Annotated in this window: 18 protein-coding genes; 11 read left to right on the top strand and 7 right to left on the bottom strand. The window is 66.5% G+C overall.

Going from position 1 to position 19,897, the window contains the following annotated elements:
• The 3 genes from ACRB8A_RS17625 to ACRB8A_RS17635 form a co-directional block, all read right to left on the bottom strand.
• A complete protein-coding gene (locus tag ACRB8A_RS17625) occupies positions 1 to 669 on the bottom strand; it encodes a nucleotide exchange factor GrpE (protein ID WP_056595658.1) in 669 nt (222 codons plus the stop codon).
• Positions 670 to 671: 2 nt separating this feature from the next.
• Positions 672 to 2,537 carry a molecular chaperone DnaK gene (gene dnaK / locus ACRB8A_RS17630; protein WP_432245236.1) on the bottom strand — a complete coding sequence of 622 codons (1,866 nt, stop codon included), beginning with the start codon at positions 2,535 to 2,537 and terminating at the stop codon, positions 672 to 674.
• A gap of 244 nt (positions 2,538 to 2,781) precedes the next feature.
• Positions 2,782 to 3,105, bottom strand: coding sequence for an ArsR/SmtB family transcription factor (locus tag ACRB8A_RS17635; RefSeq protein WP_050686311.1), 324 nt, complete (start codon positions 3,103 to 3,105; stop codon positions 2,782 to 2,784).
• Between the two features lie 102 nt (positions 3,106 to 3,207).
• Here ACRB8A_RS17635 and ACRB8A_RS17640 point away from each other — a divergent pair, with 102 nt between their 5' ends.
• Positions 3,208 to 4,482, top strand: a complete 1,275-nt coding sequence (locus ACRB8A_RS17640) for an MFS transporter (RefSeq protein WP_056595660.1) — start codon at positions 3,208 to 3,210, stop codon at positions 4,480 to 4,482.
• A gap of 100 nt (positions 4,483 to 4,582) precedes the next feature.
• On the opposite strand, the gene ACRB8A_RS17645 is transcribed toward ACRB8A_RS17640, so the two are convergent.
• The gene (locus ACRB8A_RS17645) at positions 4,583 to 6,799 is read right to left on the bottom strand and encodes an MMPL family transporter (protein ID WP_056595663.1); all 2,217 of its coding nucleotides are present in this window, start codon (positions 6,797 to 6,799) and stop codon (positions 4,583 to 4,585) included.
• Between the two features lie 167 nt (positions 6,800 to 6,966).
• Here ACRB8A_RS17645 and ACRB8A_RS17650 point away from each other — a divergent pair, with 167 nt between their 5' ends.
• The 7 genes from ACRB8A_RS17650 (at position 6,967) to ACRB8A_RS17680 (ending at position 13,133) form a co-directional block, all read left to right on the top strand.
• Positions 6,967 to 7,512, top strand: a complete 546-nt coding sequence (locus ACRB8A_RS17650) for a MarR family winged helix-turn-helix transcriptional regulator (RefSeq protein ID WP_056595843.1) — start codon at positions 6,967 to 6,969, stop codon at positions 7,510 to 7,512.
• 65 nt (positions 7,513 to 7,577) lie between these two features.
• Positions 7,578 to 8,396, top strand: coding sequence for a methyltransferase domain-containing protein (locus ACRB8A_RS17655; RefSeq protein WP_056595666.1), 819 nt, complete (start codon positions 7,578 to 7,580; stop codon positions 8,394 to 8,396).
• 60 nt (positions 8,397 to 8,456) lie between these two features.
• A complete protein-coding gene (locus ACRB8A_RS17660; protein WP_050686305.1) occupies positions 8,457 to 9,080 on the top strand; it encodes a LysE family transporter in 624 nt (207 codons plus the stop codon).
• Positions 9,081 to 9,220: 140 nt separating this feature from the next.
• Entirely contained in the window at positions 9,221 to 9,754 is a 534-nt protein-coding gene (locus ACRB8A_RS17665; RefSeq protein WP_050686304.1) for a low molecular weight protein-tyrosine-phosphatase, read from the top strand.
• Positions 9,755 to 9,813: 59 nt separating this feature from the next.
• On the top strand, positions 9,814 to 10,896 hold the full coding sequence (locus ACRB8A_RS17670; protein WP_432245237.1) for a GTP-binding protein: 1,083 nt from the start codon (positions 9,814 to 9,816) through the stop codon (positions 10,894 to 10,896).
• Between the two features lie 55 nt (positions 10,897 to 10,951).
• Entirely contained in the window at positions 10,952 to 11,074 is a 123-nt protein-coding gene (ykgO, locus tag ACRB8A_RS17675) for a type B 50S ribosomal protein L36 (RefSeq protein ID WP_011693081.1), read from the top strand.
• A gap of 16 nt (positions 11,075 to 11,090) precedes the next feature.
• Entirely contained in the window at positions 11,091 to 13,133 is a 2,043-nt protein-coding gene (locus ACRB8A_RS17680) for a chorismate-binding protein (protein ID WP_432245238.1), read from the top strand.
• A 15-nt stretch (positions 13,134 to 13,148) separates the two neighbouring features.
• Here the strand turns inward: ACRB8A_RS17680 and cls are convergent, their stop codons facing one another.
• On the bottom strand, positions 13,149 to 14,621 hold the full coding sequence (gene cls / locus ACRB8A_RS17685; protein ID WP_050686417.1) for a cardiolipin synthase: 1,473 nt from the start codon (positions 14,619 to 14,621) through the stop codon (positions 13,149 to 13,151).
• A gap of 96 nt (positions 14,622 to 14,717) precedes the next feature.
• Here cls and ACRB8A_RS17690 point away from each other — a divergent pair, with 96 nt between their 5' ends.
• Positions 14,718 to 15,647: an aminodeoxychorismate lyase gene (locus ACRB8A_RS17690; protein WP_050686300.1), complete on the top strand. Its 930-nt coding sequence runs from the start codon at positions 14,718 to 14,720 to the stop codon at positions 15,645 to 15,647.
• Between the two features lie 12 nt (positions 15,648 to 15,659).
• Here ACRB8A_RS17690 and ACRB8A_RS17695 read toward each other — a convergent pair whose 3' ends face one another.
• Entirely contained in the window at positions 15,660 to 16,373 is a 714-nt protein-coding gene (locus ACRB8A_RS17695) for a TetR/AcrR family transcriptional regulator C-terminal domain-containing protein (RefSeq protein ID WP_050686299.1), read from the bottom strand.
• Positions 16,374 to 16,600: 227 nt separating this feature from the next.
• On the opposite strand from ACRB8A_RS17695, the gene ACRB8A_RS17700 reads away from it, so the two are divergent.
• Positions 16,601 to 16,855, top strand: a complete 255-nt coding sequence (locus ACRB8A_RS17700; RefSeq protein WP_432245239.1) for a hypothetical protein — start codon at positions 16,601 to 16,603, stop codon at positions 16,853 to 16,855.
• A 21-nt stretch (positions 16,856 to 16,876) separates the two neighbouring features.
• A complete protein-coding gene (locus ACRB8A_RS17705; protein WP_056595683.1) occupies positions 16,877 to 17,473 on the top strand; it encodes a GNAT family N-acetyltransferase in 597 nt (198 codons plus the stop codon).
• On the opposite strand, the gene opgC is transcribed toward ACRB8A_RS17705, so the two are convergent.
• Positions 17,460 to 19,847, bottom strand: a complete 2,388-nt coding sequence (opgC, locus tag ACRB8A_RS17710) for an OpgC domain-containing protein (protein ID WP_432246063.1) — start codon at positions 19,845 to 19,847, stop codon at positions 17,460 to 17,462. The genes ACRB8A_RS17705 and opgC overlap by 14 nt on opposite strands.
• Positions 19,848 to 19,897: the final 50 nt, after the last annotated feature.

Here is a 19,897-nt window from a genome sequence, read left to right on the forward strand (position 1 = left end):
TCAGGCCGGAACTGCGACGATGACCTGTGCGGCCCGGAGGACGCGTTCGCCAGACTTGTAGCCTGAACGGAGCACCTGGCTGACGGTGTCAACCTCGATGTCTTCGCCGGGCTGCTGGATGAGGGCTTCGTGGATCGTGGGATCGAACTCCACGCCTGTCTCATCGATGCGGACCAGGCCGTAGGTCTTCAGCGCGTTCTCCAGCTTGGTGGCGATCGCGGCGAAGGGGCCGTCGGTCAGGTCACCGTGCTGGCGGGCGGCGTCGACGTCGTCCAGGACCGGAAGCAGGGAGTTCAGGACGCCGATGACGGCCATTTCCCCTGCCACGGCGCGGTCGCGTTCAACGCGCTTGCGGTAGTTGACGTACTCGGCCTGCAGGCGGAGGAGGTCGTTCTTCAGCTCGGCCGCCTCAGCGGTGCCTGCGCCCTGGGCCACGGATTCCTCTGCCGGCACGTCAATGCCGTTGAGGATCTCCTCGGCCTGGGACAGGGCGTCGCCTTCTGAGTCCGCTGCTGCGGGCTCAGCGCCGCCGGCCTGTGCACCTTCGGGGTGCCGGGCCTCACCGGTTTCCGGATCAACCTTGCGGTTGTCCCGGATGACCGGCTCGGGTCCCTTGCCTTCGTGTCCCGCGGATGAGTTGTGCTCTTCCTCGTTACCGTGGTGCGGCATGGCTACTTCTTCGCTTCGTCTTCGTCGATGATCTCGGCGTCGACGATGTCCTCGTCGGCAGCCTTGTCACCGGCGGCACCGTCAGCGCCTTCAGCACCGGGGGCGCCGTCAGCGGCACCGGGCTGGGCGTAGATGGCCTCGCCGAGCTTGCCCTGGGAAGCCTGCAGCTTCTCGAAGGCAGTCTTCACGGCTGCGTCGTCAGTGCCTTCGAGGGCCTTTTTGAGGTCGTCGACATCGGCCTGGACCTCGGTCTTGACCTCTTCGGGCAGCTTATCGGCGTTGTCCGCGATCAGCTTGTCCACGGAGTAAGCCAGCTGCTCGGCGGTGTTGCGGGTGTCGGTGGCCTCGCGGCGCGCCTTGTCCTCTGCTGCGTGCTCCTCGGCGTCCTTGACCATGCGGTCAATGTCTTCCTTGGAGAGGCTGGAGCCGCCCGTGATGGTCATGGACTGTTCCTTGCCGGTGCCCTTGTCCTTCGCAGACACGTGGACGATGCCGTTGGCGTCGATGTCGAAGGTGACCTCGACCTGCGGGACGCCGCGCGGAGCCGGTGCGATGCCGGTCAGCTCGAACGTGCCCAGCGGCTTGTTGTCCCGGGTGAACTCACGCTCGCCCTGGAAGACCTGGATGGCCACGGACGGCTGGTTGTCGTCGGCCGTGGTGAAGGTCTCGGACCGCTTGGTGGGGATCGCGGTGTTGCGCTCGATCAGGTGCGTCATGACGCCGCCCTTGGTTTCGATGCCCAGCGACAGCGGGGTGACGTCGATGAGGAGGACGTCCTTGCGCTCACCCTTCAGCACACCGGCCTGGAGGGCTGCGCCAACGGCCACAACCTCATCCGGGTTGACGCCCTTGTTGGGCTCCTTGCCGCCGGCCAGTTCCTTGACCAGTTCGGAGACGGCGGGCATACGGGTGGAGCCGCCCACCAGGACGATGTGGTCGATGTCGGAAAGCTTGATGCCGGCTTCCTTGATGACGTCGTGGAACGGCTTCTTGGTGCGCTCCAGCAGGTCCTTGGTGAGGTCCTGGAACTTGGCGCGGGTGAGCTGCTCGTCCAGGTGCACGGGGCCGTCTGCGGTGACCGAAAGGTACTGCAGGGAGACGTTGGTGCTGGAGGAGGAGGAGAGTTCCTTCTTGGCCTGCTCGGCAGCTTCGCGGAGGCGCTGGAGGGCGATCTTGTCCTTGGACAGGTCGATGCCCTTGACCTTGAGCTGGTTCAGCAGGTAGTCAACAACGCGCTGGTCCCAGTCGTCGCCGCCGAGGCGGTTGTCGCCGGCCGTGGAGCGGACCTGGATGGTGGAGAAGTTGTCTTCGTCCTTGCCGACTTCGAGGAGGGAGACGTCGAACGTTCCGCCGCCGAGGTCGAAGACCAGGATGAGTTCGTCTTCCTTGCCCTTGTCCAGGCCGTACGCCAGGGCTGCTGCGGTGGGCTCGTTGACGATGCGCAGGACGTTCAGGCCCGCGATCTCGCCGGCTTCCTTGGTGGCCTGGCGCTCGGCGTCGTTGAAGTAGGCCGGGACGGTGATGACGGCGTCGGTGACCTTTTCGCCCAGGTAGGACTCGGCGTCGTTCTTCAGCTTCATCAGCGTACGCGCGGAGATTTCCTGCGGGGTGTACTTCTTGTCATCGATGGCAACGGTCCAGTCGGTGCCCATGTGGCGCTTGACGGAGGCGATGGTGCGGTCGATGTTGTTGACGGCCTGGCGCTTGGCGATCTCGCCGACCAGGATTTCGCCGGACTTGGAGAATGCAACGACGGACGGCGTGGTGCGGCCACCCTCGGCGTTGGCAATAACGGTGGGCTCGCCACCTTCGAGAACGGAGACGACGGAGTTGGTTGTTCCGAGGTCGATACCTACTGCACGTGACATGTGTTGCTTCCTTCTTTCTTGGAAACTGGATGGCGCCCGATCATTGAGCGTTCTGCACTCAACTTTACTCATGGACGGAAAGTTGTCAATCGAAAGTTGAGTGAGGTGCACTCAACCTTGGCGAGGAAGGTGCCATTGAACGCTGGCAGGGGTCCGGAAATCCGCAGTTTCCGGGCAGCCGGAGCGGACGACGGCGGCCCTTCCGTTCGCTATCGGAGAACGTTGCGCCGGGCTGCCCCGGCGGTCAACCGGCGGCGGGGGCGTCCAGGACGGCGGCCAGGAGGCCGGGAAAGCGGGCCTCCAGGTCCTCGGACCGCAGGGTCAAACGGCGGCCGCGGCCGTTGGCCTCGTTGCGGATGACGCCGGCCTCGCGGAGCACCTTCATCAGGTGCGACTTGGTGGACTTGGGCATGTCCGGATTACTCAGCGAGCAGTCGGCCATGTCCAGCGGGCCGGAGCGGAGCTGGCGGACGATGTCCAGGCGATCGGGATCGCTCAGGGCAAACAGCACTCCCGGCAGCAGGAGGCCTGCCCGGTCGGGGTGCGGAAGGTTCGCCGTTGTCGCCACGGTTCGATATTAGTTGAACCTTCGCAGTGATGCCAGTACGCTGACACTTCGAGTCTTTTCGAACCAACGCTCCTTTGAGGGCAAACAGGAAGGTGGCCGGTTGTGAGTCCCGTCCCCGGAAACGGTCGTCCCCAGGCACGCAGGCGGCTGGGCTTCGGCTTGGTCGCCGCTGCCACGGCAGCCATGATGGCGGGCGCCAGTGCACCCTCGCCGTTCTACCCCACGCTCCAGGAGCAGCTGCACCTGCTGCCGGTTGCCACCACAGGCGTTTTCGCCGTGTATGCCGTTGCCCTGCTGGCCGCCCTGCTGGTGTTTGGGTCCATCTCGGACCACCTGGGCCGGCGCCCGGTCATCAGTACTGCCTTCATCCTGCTGGCTGCCAGTGTCACCGCATTCCTCCTGGCGGATTCGCTGGCCATGCTGCTGGTGGCGAGGGTGCTGCAGGGCATCGCCAGCGGGGTGCTGCTGACCACCCTCTCGGCGGCCATTGCCGACCTGGAGCCGGAGGACAAACCCGGCGCCGGTGCAGCGTGGAACACGGTGGCGCCCCTGGGCGGCCTCGCCCTGGGCGCCCTCGCATCGGGACTGCTCCTGGACCTGCTGGCCGAACCCCGCGCCCTGGTGTTCATTTCGCTGTCAGGCCTCTACGTTGTGTTTGCAGCCCTGGTCTGGGCAGTCCCGGAGACCTCGCCGCGTACATCCGGCTGGGCCGCCTCGCTCAGGCCGCACATCACCATCCCGGCCGCAGCCCGGGGCGCCTTTGTCAGCGGCACTCCCGCCGTCTTCGCCGGCTGGGCCACCGGCGGACTCTACCTCTCGCTGGGCGCCGCGATTGTGCACACCACCTTCGGGATCCAGGAACACGTGTGGCAGGGCATCGTTATCACCACCCTCGCCGGCACCGGCTCCATCGCAGCGGCAGTCCTGCACCATTTCCCCGCACGCACCATCACCATTTTCGGCACCACGGCCTTGGCGGCAGGCACTGCCCTGAGCATGGTTGCCCTGGGCTTGAACTCGTTTCCTATCTTCCTCGCCACCGTTGTGGTGGCCGGCGCGGGCTTCGGTACGGCCTTTATGGGCGTCATCCGTTCCATCAGCCCGCTGGTGGAGGACCACGAACGGGCCGGCACGTTCGCGTCCCTGTTTGTGGTGGCCTACACGGCGTTCGGCATTCCCGCCGTCCTGGCCGGCCTGCTGGCACCGGTCCTGTCACTGCCCACCACCACCTACCTCTACGGCGGGATCGTCACGGTCCTGGCGGCGTTCGCGGCCATCAGCCGCGCACGCGCCGGCGATCCGGACCGGCAGGACAGCAGCGCCGACGGAACAGCCGGCCGGGCCGCCGTCACGGTTGGGGCCGACGCCGGCCGGTAAACGGGTCGCCTTCAAGCCAGCCCGGGCTCGCGCGGGAAACGACGCTGCCGCCACCGGTGACCGGTGGCGGCAGCAACTTTTGGAACCGAAGCCCGGGAACTCAGCGGGCCGCTTCGGCGGCGGGCTCCTCCTCAGCGGAATGCTTCGGAATGTGCTGGGCCTGCTGGGCGGGGCCGGCGGGAAGGCCGCGGCCCAGCTTGCTGGGCCACCAGATCTTTGCGCCAAGGTCGTAGGCCAGGGCCGGGACCAGCAGCGAGCGCACCAGCACCGTGTCCAGCAGGACACCGAATGCCACGATGAAGGCAAGCTGCACCAGGAACATGATGGGAATGACACCCAGAGCCGCAAACGTTGCGGCCAGGACCACACCCGCGGATGTGATGACGCCGCCGGTGACGCCCAGGCCACGCAGGATTCCCGGACGGGTGCCGTGCTTGAGGGACTCCTCGCGGACCCGGCTCATCAGGAAGATGTTGTAGTCAACACCCAGGGCCACCAGGAACACAAAGCCGAACAGCGGCACGGTGGCGTCGGCTCCGGAGAACCCGAAGATGTTGTTGAAAACAAGCGCCGAAACGCCCATGGCCGCGGCGTAGGACAGCACCACCGAAAGCACCAGCAGGACCGGCGCCACCACGGATCGCAGCAGCAGCATCAGAATGAAGAGGATCACCACCAGGACCACGGGGATGATGATCACCAGGTCGCGCTGGGCGGTGGTGTTGGTGTCCAGTGCAGTGGCCGTGACACCACCCACCAGCGCACCCGGGTCCACGTCCCTGACATCGGTGCGGAGCTCCTTGACTGCTTCCTCTGCCTCCAGCGAGTCCGCCGCGGAGTTCAGCGTTGCGTTGATCAGCACCTTGCCGTCGCGGACGTCCGGGTCCGCGGGAGTCCCCGGGGCGCCGGTGATGGGCACACTGCCGGGAGCCAGCAGATAGGCCTCCCCTACGCCGTCGGCCGATTTTACGGTGTCGAGGACGTCCGCGGCCTTGCTTTCGTCCGCCACCACGACGGCGGGGCTGCCGCTGCCTGCGTCGAAGTGCCGAGCCAGCGCGTCCTGGCCGTCAACGGCATTGGATGCGGTGAGGATAACGTCCGTTTGCGGCACGCCGTTGGCCTTGAGCTGCAGCAGGCCACCTGCGGCCAGCACCAGCAGGAGCACCGAACCTACCCAGATGATGCGTGGCCGCCGGGAAACCAGGGAGCCTGTGGCGCGCCAGAGGCCCTTTTGGCCTTCCAATCCGGTCACAAGCTCCGGCTCGCGCTCTCCTGCGGGGACCAGCTTGGGGCGGAAGGGCCAGAAGGCGGCCCGGCCAAACAGCGCCATCAGCGCCGGCAGCAGGGTGAGCGCCGCAAAGAGCGAGCAGAGGATGCCGGCTGCGGCCACGGGACCCAGCGCCTTGTTGGAGTTCAGGTCCGAGAACAACAGGCACAGCAGGGCAATGATCACCGTGGCGCCGGAGGCGAGGATGGGCTCGAAGGATGCCTTCCAGGCCTTGAGGACTGCCGCCGTCCGGTTGGTGGTGTGGGTCAGCGCCTCACGGAACCGCGCCACAAACAGCAGCGCGTAGTCCGTGGCGGCGCCGATGACCAGGATGGACAGGATGCCCTGGCTTTGCCCGTTCAGCTGGATCCAACCGGCCTTTGCCATGCCGAAGACCAGCAGGATGGCGGCGCACAATGCGAAGACCGAGGTCAGCAGCACCACGATGGGCAGCAGCAGGGACCGGTAGACGATCAGGAGGATCACAAACACGGCGCCCAGGGCCACCAGCAGGAGGATGCCGTCAATTCCGGCGAAGGCGGCGGTGAGGTCCGCCGCCAGGCCTGCCGGGCCCGTGACGTAGGTCTGCATGCCGTCCGGGGCGGCTTCAGCCACGGTGTCCCGGAGCTCCTTCACTGCCTCCTTGAGCTCACCGGAGGAATCGATGGGTGCCACAAACTGCACCGCCCGGCCGTCTTCGGAGGGGATCGGGCCGATGACGGCGCTGCCCAGCTTGAGCTCAGCCAGCCGGGTCTTCAGTTCCGCCATTTCACCCAGCTGGGCCGGGGTCATGGGATCTGCGTTTTCGATCACGATGATGCCGGGGACCTCATCCGAGTCCCGGAATTTTGACTGCCACTCCTGGGCGGCGGTGGCCTCGGCGCTGGCGGGGAGGAAAGAGGCCTGGTCATTGGAGGAGACCTCATCCAGCCGGCCGAACGTGGGCCCGCCGACGCCGGCCACCGCGAGCCACGTCAGCACCAGGAGGACGGGGACCAGCCAGCGAAGCCAGAACGGGACGCGTTCCGTTCCTGGGATGTGATTTTTCATGATGCCTTCCGGGCTTGGGCGTACTATTGATTCCAGAATAGACTATCTCCATGATGGAGATAAGTGCCAGTCAAGCTTTTCTGCAAGTGAGCGGGGCTCCCGGCTTGGTGAAGTAATATCCGTCAGTACGGCTGGCGCAATCCGACACCGGAAAGGAGATGGTGGACATGGACGGCAACACTCCCTCCGCAGACCCTGCGCCACTGCCCGGCCCGGCCTCCGGCTCGGGCCAGGGCCAGGGCGGCGGACCGCACCCGCTGATCCGGCTCCTGCAGGAGTTCACCCTTGAAGCCAACCGGTACGTGGATGCTGCCGGCGGACGCCAGGACATGCACCGCACGGACCTGAACGCGCTGGCGGTGATCATGCGCCACACCGCGAAGGGCAATACCGTCACGCCCGGGCTGTTGCGGAAGGAGCTGCACCTGAGCTCACCGGCCACCACCGCCCTGATCGACCGGCTGGACCACTCCGGCCACGTGGTCCGGGAGCGGCACAGCGCGGACCGCCGGCAGGTTCAACTCAAAATGACCCCCAAGGCCTTCGAGGACGGCGGGGCCATCTTCGCGCCCCTGTCCCGCTTTATGAACGGCGCCATGGCAGGGTTTTCGCCAGCCGAACTGGACACCGTGACCCGGTTCATGACGGCCATGGTGGAGGCCACCGTCTCGGCCCGGGAAGTGCATTCCGCCGACGCCCGCCGGCCCGGCTGAGCCGCGGACCCTTGCACCGGCACGTTTGCGGCACGGATCCCTGCCCCTGGGGGTAGCGTTTGGCTATGAGTGCGGAACAGCCCCAGGAAGATATCTACTCGCATGGCCACCACGAATCGGTGGTCCGCGCCCACGCCGCCAGGACGGCCGAGAATTCCGCGGCGTTTGTCCTGCCCCACCTTCCGCCGGGGACCACGCTGCTGGACGTGGGCTGCGGGCCGGGCAGCATCACCTGCGACTTCGCCGCCCTGGTGGCTCCGGGCGCAGTGACGGGGCTGGACCGCTCGCCGGACATCATCCGTCAGGCGCAGTCCCTGGCCGTGGAGCGCGGCGTGGAGAACGTGGATTTTGTGGCCGGTAATATCTACGACCTCGAGTTCGAGGATGGCGTGTTCGACGTCGTCCACGCGCACCAGGTCCTGCAGCACCTGACGGACCCGGTCGAAGCACTGCGGGAAATGCGCCGCGTGGCCAAGCCCGGCGGCATCGTCGCTGTGCGCGACGCCGACTTCCACGGCATGAGCTGGTACCCCGCCATCCCCGAACTGGACGAATGGATGGAGCTGTACCAGCGCATCGCCCGGCGCAACGGCGCCGAGCCCGATGCCGGCCGGCGCCTGGTCTCGTGGGCGCAGTCCGCCGGGTTCACCGACGTTGCACCCACCAGCAGCAACTGGCTGTACGCCACCGGGCAGCAGCGCCGGTGGCAGGCGCGGGTCTGGGGCGAACGCGTCCTGCATTCGGCCTTCGCTGAGCAGGCCCTGGAGTACGACTTCGCCAACCCCGCCGACCTGGCCCGGATCTCCGCCGGCTGGCACCGCTGGGGTTCCACCGACGACGGCTGGTTCCTGATCCCCAACGGCGAGGTCATCGCCCGGGCCTGATCCGGCCCCAAGCCCCCACCCGCCTCAGCAGCGGCGCCCTGGGGGCACTAGTATTGTCTGGTGCAATTCTCCCTTTGGCTGGCCCTGGCCGGCGCCGGCGTCCTGATCAGCTTCACGCCGGGAGCAGGCGCCATCAACACGATGAGCAATTCCCTGAGCGCCGGCTTTGTGCGATCAATCTGGGGCATCCTGGGACAGCAGCTGGCACTGGTGATCCACGTGGCGATTGTTGCGCTGGGAGTGGGGGTCCTGGTCTCCAGTTCGCCCGTCGCCTTCAACGTGATCCGCTACGCCGGTGCCGCATATCTGGTGTACCTGGGGATCCGGCAGTTCCTCAGCAAGCCGGACCCTGCAAAGCAGGAGGCGGCCGCGCTGCGCAACGAGCCGGCGTGGTCGATTTTCCGCCGCGGCCTCTGGGTCAACCTGTTGAACCCCAAGGCCATCGTCTTTTTCCTCGCGTTTATGCCCCAGTTCATCCGCACGGACGAACCCCTGCTTGTGCAGTACGCGGTCCTGACGGCCACCGTGGTGGTCATCGACATCCTGGTGATGTGGTTCTTCTTTGCGGCCGCCGCACGGTCTTTCCAGCGGTTCACCCAAACGCCGCGGGGCCAGTTGGTGCTGAGCAAGGTCTTTGGCACCCTGTTCATTGCCGTGGGAATCCTACTGGCCCTGATCCACTGACCTTCGCGCCCGCACTGTCCGCGTTGCCCGACGTTGCCCGCAACGACGGATATGACGGAAATTCACAGGAGTTTACAAGCCCGTAAACCTTTATGAACGCACCTCTGGCCAACTGGCGTCCCAGCGCGCATGCTAGAGCAATGAACTCACCGTCGAGCCCATACCGCGTCATCGCCGTCTGCACTGGCAATATCTGCCGGTCGCCCATGGCCCAGATCATGCTGGGCGCAGCGTTGGAACGCGAAGGGCTCGAGGGGCTGGTGGAGGTGGATTCCGCGGGCACCACCGGCTACGAAGCCGGCCGGCCCATCGACCCCCGCGCCGCCCGCCGCCTGGCGGATACCCAACTCAGCTCAGGCCAGCACGTTGCCCGCGCGTGGGACCAGGCATGGTTCCGCGAACGCGATCTCATCCTGGCGCTGGACATCGACCACTACGCCTGGCTGAGCGAGGCCGCCCCGGACGGTGATGCGTTGCGGAAGATCCGGATGCTCCGGAGCTTCGATCCCGCAATGGCGGGACACGACCTGCTGGACCAGGGCATCGAGGACCCCTGGTACGGCGGGCGCGCGGATTTTGATGCGGTGTGGCATCAGATCCACACAGCCCTTCCGGGACTCCTGAGGCACCTCAAAAACGCCGTGGCTAGGGACCCGCAGCTCAGCAACCACTGAGGGGACTCCCCTTCCCCTCGTATTTGCAAATGAGAATGATTCTCATCTAAACTGTGGGCATGGACATTCTCGTCATCAGCTCTCTCGACGCCCTCTGCCGGCAGCAGGCATGCGAGGCCGCGGCAGCAGCACATCCCGGCAGCGTGGTGGTGGTCCAGGACCTGCTGGACGAGGGCCTGGTGATCCGCAGGACCGTCGACGCCGCAGGGCGCCGGGACCGCACGGAAACCATACTGGAACACAGTTGCCTCAGCTGCGCCGTGCGGCTGGACCTGGTACCCGCGGTGGGGGAACTGCTTGCCGCCAACGCACGGCCCATCATCATCGGGCTGCCCCCGGCCCTGCCGGCAGCGACTGCAATCGCCGCCCTTAACCGGGGCCTGGGCCGGCCTGCCCTGGTGGGGTCCGTCATTCTGGCCTGCGCTCCGGATGCCATGGAGGACCACCTCTGGGATGCCCACACGCTCTTCGAATCGGGCTTCACCCCCGCGCCGGGAGATGAACGCACACCCGGCGAGTTTATGGTGGGGGAACTGGACTTTGCCGACACCATCCTCCCTGCCCAGCCGGACATCATGCCCGCACATCCGGCCGGCCAGGAGCGCGGCCTGCACCTGGTCCAGGCGCTGGCGCCGCACGCACACATCGCGGCGGCCGGCGCGGACCTAAGGCGTGGCCGGTTCCACTACGGGGCGTCCGCGGCCCGGTGCGAACCGGGCACCGCCCCGGCACAGGCCGGGCGGGCCCGGCCTGGCGCCGCGTCCCCGTTCACCACTGTCGTCCACCGCCTGGACAGGGAACTGCATCCGGGCAGGTTCCGCCTGGCCCTGGGAACCCTGGCGGCGGGCTGCTGCGTCCTCCGGGGCCAGTTCAACGTGGCATCGGCGCCGGGCTGCCGGATCACCCTCCAGGGCATCGGACCCCGGGTCTGGCTGGAAAACGCCGGCGCCTGGCCCTCGGACAGCCCCGGAGCGGCTGCGGGCGTCCCGGCCACAGCGCCGGACTCGTTCATCGCCGCGACAGGCGAGGACCTGGACCCCGCCGAAATCTCGCGGCTCCTGAAGGACTGCGAGCTCACCGACAGGGAACTGGCAGCAGGGCACCGCCTGCCGGACCCATTCGGGCTGACGCCGGCCACGTAAGGCGCCGGCAGCGTCGCCCCCAACGCCACCCACCCAACGGAACAAGGAGAACACCATGAAAGTACGGAATTCGCTGCGGGCTTTGAAGAAGATCCCGGGCGCCCAGATTGTCCGGCGCCGCGGCAGGACGTTTGTGATCAATAAAAAGAACCCCCGGATGAAAGCCCGCCAGGGTTAGCGGTACGCTTCAGTCCATGAGCCCAGCCCCCGTCATCATCGCCATCGACGGGCGCTCCGGCGCAGGGAAGACAACGCTGGCCGTGGAACTGGCGGCCAGGCTGCGGGCCCACCACAGGGTTTCCCTGTTCCACCTGGAGGACATCTACCCCGGGTGGAACGGGCTCGCGGCGGGAGTCGAACGGTACGTGGCCACAGTGCTCACTCCCCTGGCCCGCGGCGAGGCAGCAACGTGGACCAGCTGGGACTGGGAAAACCATTACGACGGTGGAACCCAGGTAACGCTTCCGGCGGAAATCGTGATTGTGGAAGGGGTAGGTGCGGCAGCTGCCGCTGCCCGGCCCTTCCTGAGCGCCGCCATCTGGGCGGAAGCACCTCCCGGGCTTCGCAAATCCCGCGCCATGGACCGCGATGGGGCCACGTATGAACCCTTCTGGGACCAGTGGGCTGCCCAGGAGGATGAGTGGCTTGCCACGGACGATGCGCCGCACCAGGCGGGCATTCGGGTCAACAATTCCGCAGGCACGTCGGCCCCGGAGCACGTGCTGCAGCTCCTGCCCTACCTCCCAGCCCTTGCCCCGGTGCTGGCCCCCGAACTTTCGGCGCGGCGGGGCCTGCAGCTGCTCACGGAACGGCTTGAGGGCCTGCCGGACGCGCCCGCCCTTTTCCGCGCCCTGTATTCCGAATCACCCAACGCTGTTTGGCTCGACTCCTCGAATTCAGCCGCCGCTGTTCCGGAACGCAACCGCTTCAGCATCATGGCGGACGACGGCGGGACGTTCGGCCAATTCGTCACGCACCAATCCGGCACCAGCCTGATCAGCACCGGCTCAGCGGCAGCCACCGTACCCGGGCCGTTTTTCCGCTGGCTGCACACCGTGTGGGGGCGCCGGGCGGTACGGACACCGGACGGCTATCCGGCCCAGTTTGCCCTGGGCTGGCTGGGCTGCCTGGGCTTTGAGCTGAAACGCGAAACCGGCGGTTCAGACCTGTCCGCGGCCACCCCCGATGCTGCCCTGATTTTTGCCGGTCGCGCAGTGGTCATTGACCACGAAGAAGGCACGGTCTGGCTGCTGGCACTGGAGGCCCCGGACGCCCGGGACTGGCTGCACACGGCAAGGACCGCCGTGGCTGCCGTGCCGGCGGCAGACGGCGGCAGCACCGGCGTCGGACGCCCCACTGCCGGCAGCCGCCCTGCGCCGTCTTTCCGGAGCCGCGATTCGGCTGCCGCATACCGGGGCAAGGTCGATGCCGCCAAGGACCAGATCGCGGACGGCAACTCCTACGAGGTCTGCCTGACCACGGCGCTGGAAGCCTCGGTGCCGGCCGGGACACTGGACCCGTGGTCCACCTACCTGGACCTGCGGCACCGCAACCCGGCACCGTTTGCCAGCTACCTGCGGTTCGGCGGCCTGACGGTGGCCAGCACCTCGCCCGAGCGTTTCCTGAAAATCGCGGCCGACGGCGGGATGCGCGCCGAACCGATCAAGGGCACCCGCCGCCGGGGTGCCGACCCCGCCGAGGACGGGGCGCTGCAGGCGGACCTGGCGTCCTCGCCCAAGGACCGGGCGGAAAACATCATGATTGTTGACCTCTTGCGGAACGACCTGAGCCACTTTGCCGTCCCCGGTTCCGTCACCGTCAGCCGACTGTGCGCCATCGAAAGCTACGCCACCGTCCACCAGATGGTGAGTACCATCGACGCCCGGCTACTGCCCGGTTCCTCCCGCGCCGAAGCAGTGGCGGCCTGCTTTCCGGCCGGTTCCATGACGGGCGCCCCGAAAATCAGTACCATGGCCATCCTGGACCGGCTCGAGACCGGGCCCCGGGGGCTGTACTCCGGCGCCATCGGCTATTTTTCGCTTAACGGGGCCACTGACCTGGCCGTGACCATCCGGACCCTGGTGATCAGCGCCGGCCCCGGCGGTGCCATGGAACTGGGCCTGGGCATCGGCGGCGCCATCACGTCGGATTCCGATCCTGAGGACGAGTACCAGGAAATCCGGACCAAAGCCTACGGCGTCCTGTCCACGCTGGGCGCGCACTTTCCGGACCCCTAGGCGGACGGACCGCTGCTACTGGACTGTCGCCGTCAGCCTGGCCACGTTATCCACGTAGCGGGCGGCCAGCGGCCGGTTGAGCCAGTCGGCAAGCTTCAGCTCGTGGGAAATGCCGCGGTAGGTGTTTTCCACTGCCCGCATCTTGGTGACAATGTCGGCGCCCATCAGCATGACCGAGACTTCAAGGTTCAGCGAGAAGGACCTCATGTCCATGTTGCTGGAGCCCAGCACCGCCACTTCGTCGTCGATCGTGAAGTGCTTTGCGTGCAGGACAAAAGGCGCCTTGTACAGGTAGATGCGCACTCCTGCCTCCAGCAGCGCCTCATAGTAGGACCGCTGGGCATGGTGGACAAGGAACTGGTCGCCCTTCTCGGAGACAAAAAGTTCCACCTCCACGCCCCGCTGCGCTGCGGTGGTGATGGCATAGAGCAGGGAATCGTCGGGAACAAAGTACGGACTGCAGATGGAAATCCGCTGCTGGGCCGAGTAGATAAGGGTGTTGAAGAGCCGCAGGTTGTTCTCGGTGATGAACCCGGGACCGCTGGGAACAACCTGTGCCGTGACGTTGCCCGGTGCGGTGTTGGCCGGCAACTGCAGCTGGTCCTCCAGCGACTCGTCCGTCTCGCTGAGCCAGTCGGTGGCGAAAACGACGTTCAGGGTGGTCACGATGGGGCCCTGCAGGCACGCCATCAGCTCCACCCACTCGCGTCCGGCCCGGCGGTGCCGCGCGTTGTTGTAGGAGGGCTCGATCAGGTTCTGCGACCCGGAGAAGGCGATTTCGCCGTCGATCACCATGATCTTGCGGTGGTTCCGGAGGTCCGGCCGGCGCCACTGGCCGTGGATGGGCAGCAACGGAAGCATCCGCTTCCACTGGATTTTGCCCGCCCTCAGCCGCTTCAGCAGGTTGCGGTAGCCGGGAACCCGGAGGGTGCCGATGTGGTCGAACAGGACCCTGACCTCGACGCCGCGCTCTGCGGCCTCCTCGAGGGCCGTGAGGAGGTCGTTGGTGATGTGGTCCGAACTCATGATGTAGAACTCGGCGTTGACGAACTTCTTCGCTTTCCGCACGGCTTCGGTCATGGCCAGGATCGAGTCCGGGTAGCCGGGGATAAGCTCCACGGAGTTGCCGTCCACCATGGGCAGCGAACCCAGCCTGTGGTTCAGTTCACCGGCGGACTTCACCCACTCGGGGCCGTGGTACTCGCTTTCGGCGGCTGCCAGGGAGGATATCCCGGACCGGACCCTGTCGTTGACCTGCTGCTGCTGTTCGCGGCGGCGGCTGGAGAGCCGGAAATTGCCGAACAGCAGGAATAGGACAATGCCGAGGAACGGCACAAAGAAGATGCCCAGCAGCCAGGCCATGGCGGTGGTGGGCCGCCTGTTGCCGGGAATGATGCCGATGGCCAGCACCCTGATCACAAGGTCCGCCACGGCCAGGAGGGTCACCACCCACCCCGGAGCGGTACCGGCAAGCGAAAACGGCCACAACACGAGCAGACCCCCGGAGAATGAGCGCCCGGCGGACGGATTCCGGCCACGGCGTCAGCCCAGCTTATCCGGGCAACGCCGCACTAAGCTGGAGCCATGACCTCTCCTTCGCCCGTGGTTCTCGTTTTTCTCGACCCTGATGCTCCTGACGGCCGCCTGGCAGACGCGTCGCAGCCCCAGCTGATGGTCACCGATCAGGGCGCCACCCGCGGCGACGGGATCTTCGAGACCATGCTGGCCGTGGATGGCAAGGTCCGCAAGATCCAGGCCCACCTGGACCGGCTGGCCGGCTCCGCCGAAGCGCTGGACCTGGACGTGCCGGGCGAGGACCAGTGGCGGCGCGCGATCGCGGCCGGGCTGGGCCAACATCACGTCCAGCATCCGCCGGCCGCGCCGGCAGCAGACGAACTGGCGGTCAAGCTGGTGGTGACCCGCGGTGTGGACGGGGCAGTGGCGCCCACCGCTTGGGTCCAGGTATCACCGGTAGGTGAGCTGGGCCGGCGGCAACGGGAAACCGGCATCGACGTGATCCTCCTGGACAGGGGTTACGACAGTGAAGTGGGGGAAAGGGCGCCCTGGCTGCTGTTGGGCGCCAAAACGCTCTCCTACGCCGTCAACATGGCCGCCCTGCGCCACGCGCACAAGCAGGGTGCCGACGACGTTATTTTCCACTCCTCCGATGGTCGCGTCCTGGAGGGACCCACGTCCACGGTGCTGTTGGCGCATGTGGAAAAGTCCGCGGACGGAACCACCGTCAAACGCCTGATCACACCTCAACTGGACAGCGGCATCCTGCCGGGCACCTCGCAGGGCGCCCTCTTTATCGCCGCGAAGGCCGCCGGCTGGGAGCTCGGCTACGGCCCGCTGGAGCCGCGCGACCTGTTGGATGCGGACGCGGTGTGGTTGATTTCCAGCGTGCGCCTGCTCGCCCCGGTCAACCGCATCGATGGCCAGGAAATCGGCACTCCTGCGCTGCGGAAGGAACTGTCGGACGAACTGAACCTGCTGTTTGCCGGCATCGAATAAGACCGGCGGGCCTTAAACGGGCGTCGGCGCCGCTTCCTGCTTCAACAGCTGGGACTCCAGGCCCGAGAGCAGGATGGTCAGGCCCTGGTCCAGTTCGGCGTACCCGTCGTAGTCAGCGAGGGCAGGGGCCAGCGCCCGGAGGCGGGGGAAGTCCTTGGCCGGGAGCCGGTGCAGGCCCAGCCGCAGGAGGGCCTCATTCTCCTCCGGATCCACCACAAACTCCTGGAGCTCATTGAGGATGTGGCCATACAGGAAGCCGTAATAGGCGCGGTACACGTGCAGCGCATCCGGTGGCTGGAACCCGGCCTCAATGAGAAGTGCCAGGATCTGTTCCAGGGGGCGAAGGGTCCCCAACGGCCGGAGACCCAGCGGGGTGGACAGAGGCCGCGTGACCAGGAGCGGGACCACGTTGGGATGCTCCAACGCAATGAGGCGCAAGCTGTGGGCGATCAGCCTCAGCTGGCCTTTCCAGTTCGGGTCATCGGCATGGACCGGCAGCTCGTTCAGCACCAGTTCCGATACCCCGTCCAGCAGTGCGGCCCGGTTTTCGGCGTAGCGGTAAAGGCTCATCGGGTCCCGCCCCAGCTCCTGTCCCAGGCGCCGCATGGTGAGCGATTCGAGGCCGTCGGCGTCCACCAGTTCAAGGGCCTTGGCGAGCACCACCTCTTTGCTCAGCCTTGCCTTGCGGGACCGGCCGCCTTCGGTGGTTGCGCTCGGGGAAGTCATGGATTCCGTTCCGGACCGGAGCTGTGCTGCCTCCCGGCAAATTGCCGGGCGCTTGCCCGATTCCTGGTCTACAGGTAAAGTCTACATTGTAGATGGAGCATTAGCGCCGCTCAGGGCCGCAACAACCGAAGTTGCCCGCATCAACCCTCCGGCGCCCCGTGCATGGCGCCGGTCATGGCTGCTGTAGCCGAACGGCGGCGCCACGCACTGAGCGAAGGGACGCCATCATGGCACATTCGCAGTTTGACCTTTTTCTCCACGAAGCCACCCACGTCGACACCGTCAACGAAACCAGCCTCGACCGGGACCGCCTGTACGGGCTGTACACCAGCTGGTGCTTCATCAACCAGCAGACACCAGGCCCCGAATCCAATTTCTGGACTGCCATGAAGGCCAGGGTGGGCTCTGGCCGGAACGGCCTGCGCATGAAGGGCCCCGCCGCGACGGACTACATCATGGCCAGCTACCCGGGCCTGGTCTAGGAGCACCCACTGGACGGTTCAATGACTGGGATTGCTCCCGGCGTCGGGATCCGGCTGCTTGCTGCCACCGACGCCGGGGCAATGTCAGCTGCCTATCTCCGCAACCGGGGGCACCTCGCACCCTGGGAACCGGAACGGCTCGACCCGTTCTTCACTGCCTCCCACCAGCTGGACATCATCCACGCCAAACGGGCGCACCTGTCCGCGGGAACCGAGGTGCCGTGGGTCCTTGTCGACACCGACCAGCCGGGCTCAGAACTTCACGGGGACCGGATAGTCGGCGCCATCACCCTGACAGGGATCGTCCGGGGGCCGTTCCTGAGCGCCAATCTCGGGTACTGGGTGGACCGCGACCTCACCGGCCGGGGCATTGCCACGGCCGGTGTGCGTTACACGCTCGGTTATGCCGGCGCGGAACTGGGACTGCACCGCGTCCAGGCCGCCACGCTGGTCCACAATGCAGCATCCCGGCGCATCCTGGACCGCACCGGATTCCAGGAGATCGGGCTGGCTCCCAACTACCTCAAGATCGCGGGCAAATGGCAGGACCACCTGCTGCATCAGGTAATTCTGCCCCAGGCGGTCAGCGGCCTGCGGACCGGGCCTACGTGGGAATGATCCGGTAAAGGAACCTGGTCCTGACCATGACCCACAGCAGCCCCAGGAGCACGGCGTAGGCCGCTGTATTCAGCAGGACGTTCTCCTGCAGCAGGGCCGGAATGTTGGCCACCACGGCAATCAGCACCACATGCATGATGAACACATACAGGGTTGCCTGGCCCAACGGAATCAGGAACCACCCCAGTGTCCGCTGCACCGGCTTCCAATACGCCGTCAGGAACGCGTAGGCCGCCACCACCAGGACCAGCACGTTCAGCAACCTGCCGGGCGCCAGGTAGGTGCGGCCGAAAAACAGGTCGTACATGATGCGGTAGGTGGCGTCCGGGATCACGGCGAGCCGGACGTCGAAGCCATTGGCCAAGTACGGGTTGCCCCAGGACAGGAACGCGAAGACAACGGCCAGGACGGTACAGGCAGCCACCACCCAAACCCGGGCCGAGAACCAGGCAATGATGCGGTGCCGGTGGTACCCCGCCACCAGCCCGATCACAAACAACACCTGCCACACCAGCAGGGGGAATGAATCCTCGAACTGCGAGGGGAGCAGCCGGAAACGGGTGGTTGCGCCGGCGGCGTAGGCAGCAATCGATGCACCCAGCACATACAGCCCTTTGCCCCGGCCCAGCGCAGCAAGGATCAGGGGGCTGGCGAGCAGCAGCACCACGTAGAGGCCCATCACGTTGAACTGCCACGGCCCGAACTGCAGCAGCAGGATCGCGGGCAGGATCCCCGGCGGTACGGGGAACTGCAGCAGGGAGCCCATGCCGGCGTAAAGGTCGTAGGTGCGGCCCGCACCGCCATGGCCGGCTCCACCCGTTCCCTGGTCCACGAACGTGGTCAGCACCTCGGAACGGAAAACCGGCAGCAGCGAAAGCAGGAAGACACCGATCAGCACCACAAGTGCCGTCACGTACAGCTTGCCTGCGCGGCGCGACGTCAACTCCAGCACGCGGCCGAAGTCGTCCTTGACGCGCGGCCCGTAGACCATGCCCACCACCAGGCCGGAGAACAGGACAAACAATTCGGCTCCCGAGACGAATCCCACCGCTTCCTGGGTAAAAAGCTGGAAGAGGGATGTCATGCCCAGGTGGTTGACCACAACAAAGACGATCGCCATGCCGCGCAGCAGATCCACGCGGGAGTCACGCTTGGACGGATCCGCATAGGCCCAGGAGGAAGCGTTGTTGATCCGTCCGGGAATCTGCCACAGCGCGGCAAGGAGGATCAGCAAAGCCGCTCCAACACTCCACGCGGCAACGCCGGACAACGTGTTGGGATGCGAATAACTGCCGTCCGTGGACACCTCCGTCACCGGCCCGGTCACCACAGGGGATTTTTTGAGCCGCTCCGAGGCAGCTGCAGCAATGTCCGGTTTCCCCGTCAGCAGCCAGTTAATGCTGGCGACCCCGGTGTCCCTGGTGCTGGTCCGCTCATCCCACACAACGGCGGCGGTCCGGGCGAATTCCGCCGACGTCATGGTGCCCACTACCTGGTCCCACCAGTTCACTTTGATGTCGGACTCTGCGGCACCTCCCGACGCCGGGCTGTAGAAGGCGGCGGTCTGGAGCAGGAACGGCTTGTCCTTGCCGGCTGCATACGTGCCGTAGAAGTCCTCACCGCCGGCCGATGTCAGCATTTCCCGCAACTCACCAGCGCGGGGCAGGGAGTTGACGGCGGCCCCGCCCGAGGTGTCGTCATGGTAGGCACTCAGGCCCACCCAATCAACGGAATCATCGCCCGGATAATACGGCCCGTAAGGGCTGTCGGCACCGTTCCAACTGCCGTCCCCGTTGCTGTCCAGCAGGCTGAACCCGTCGCTTCCGGGACCGGGGGCTGCCCTGCTCCGCTCGAACGGGTAGTCCTTGCCAAGGAAAGGGGCCCACACCATCAGGGCGCCGCCGTCGGACGCCCGGAATTTGCCGGCGAGCGTCCGGAACGCCTCCCGGTACGCTGCCGGTTGCTGGCCCCACTCCACCCAGCTGGAATTCATGTCGGGGGCGAACCGGATCAGGAGCTTGCCCTTGAACCCGCCGGCGAGCGTGCGCACCTCCGCCGCGAAGGCGGCAGCAGAGCCTGAATCCACCTGGTCCAGCGGGACGGTGGGCCGGACGGTGAGCATGGCATGCGCGCCCTGGGCGGACGCCTGGTACAGGAAGCCCTTGAGGTCGTTACGCTCCGCATCCCGGTACGGAAAGTCAATGTCGTGACCCAGGACTGCGGGCCGTGCACCCAGCCGGTCCGCGAAACCTGCGGCGGTATCTTCGCCCCATTCCAGGACGGCGCCAAGGAGGGGCCCGCGGTCGTCCGGAACCGGCGCAGCAGCGTGTGCCGCCCCGGCCGGCAGCCCGATGGCCAGCACTGTCATCATCATCGCTGCCAGCAGGGCAGCACAGGCGCGGAAAATCCGGGTGCCGGGCACGG

Source organism: Arthrobacter sp. G.S.26, assembly GCF_050847375.1.
Taxonomy (GTDB): domain Bacteria; phylum Actinomycetota; class Actinomycetes; order Actinomycetales; family Micrococcaceae; genus Arthrobacter.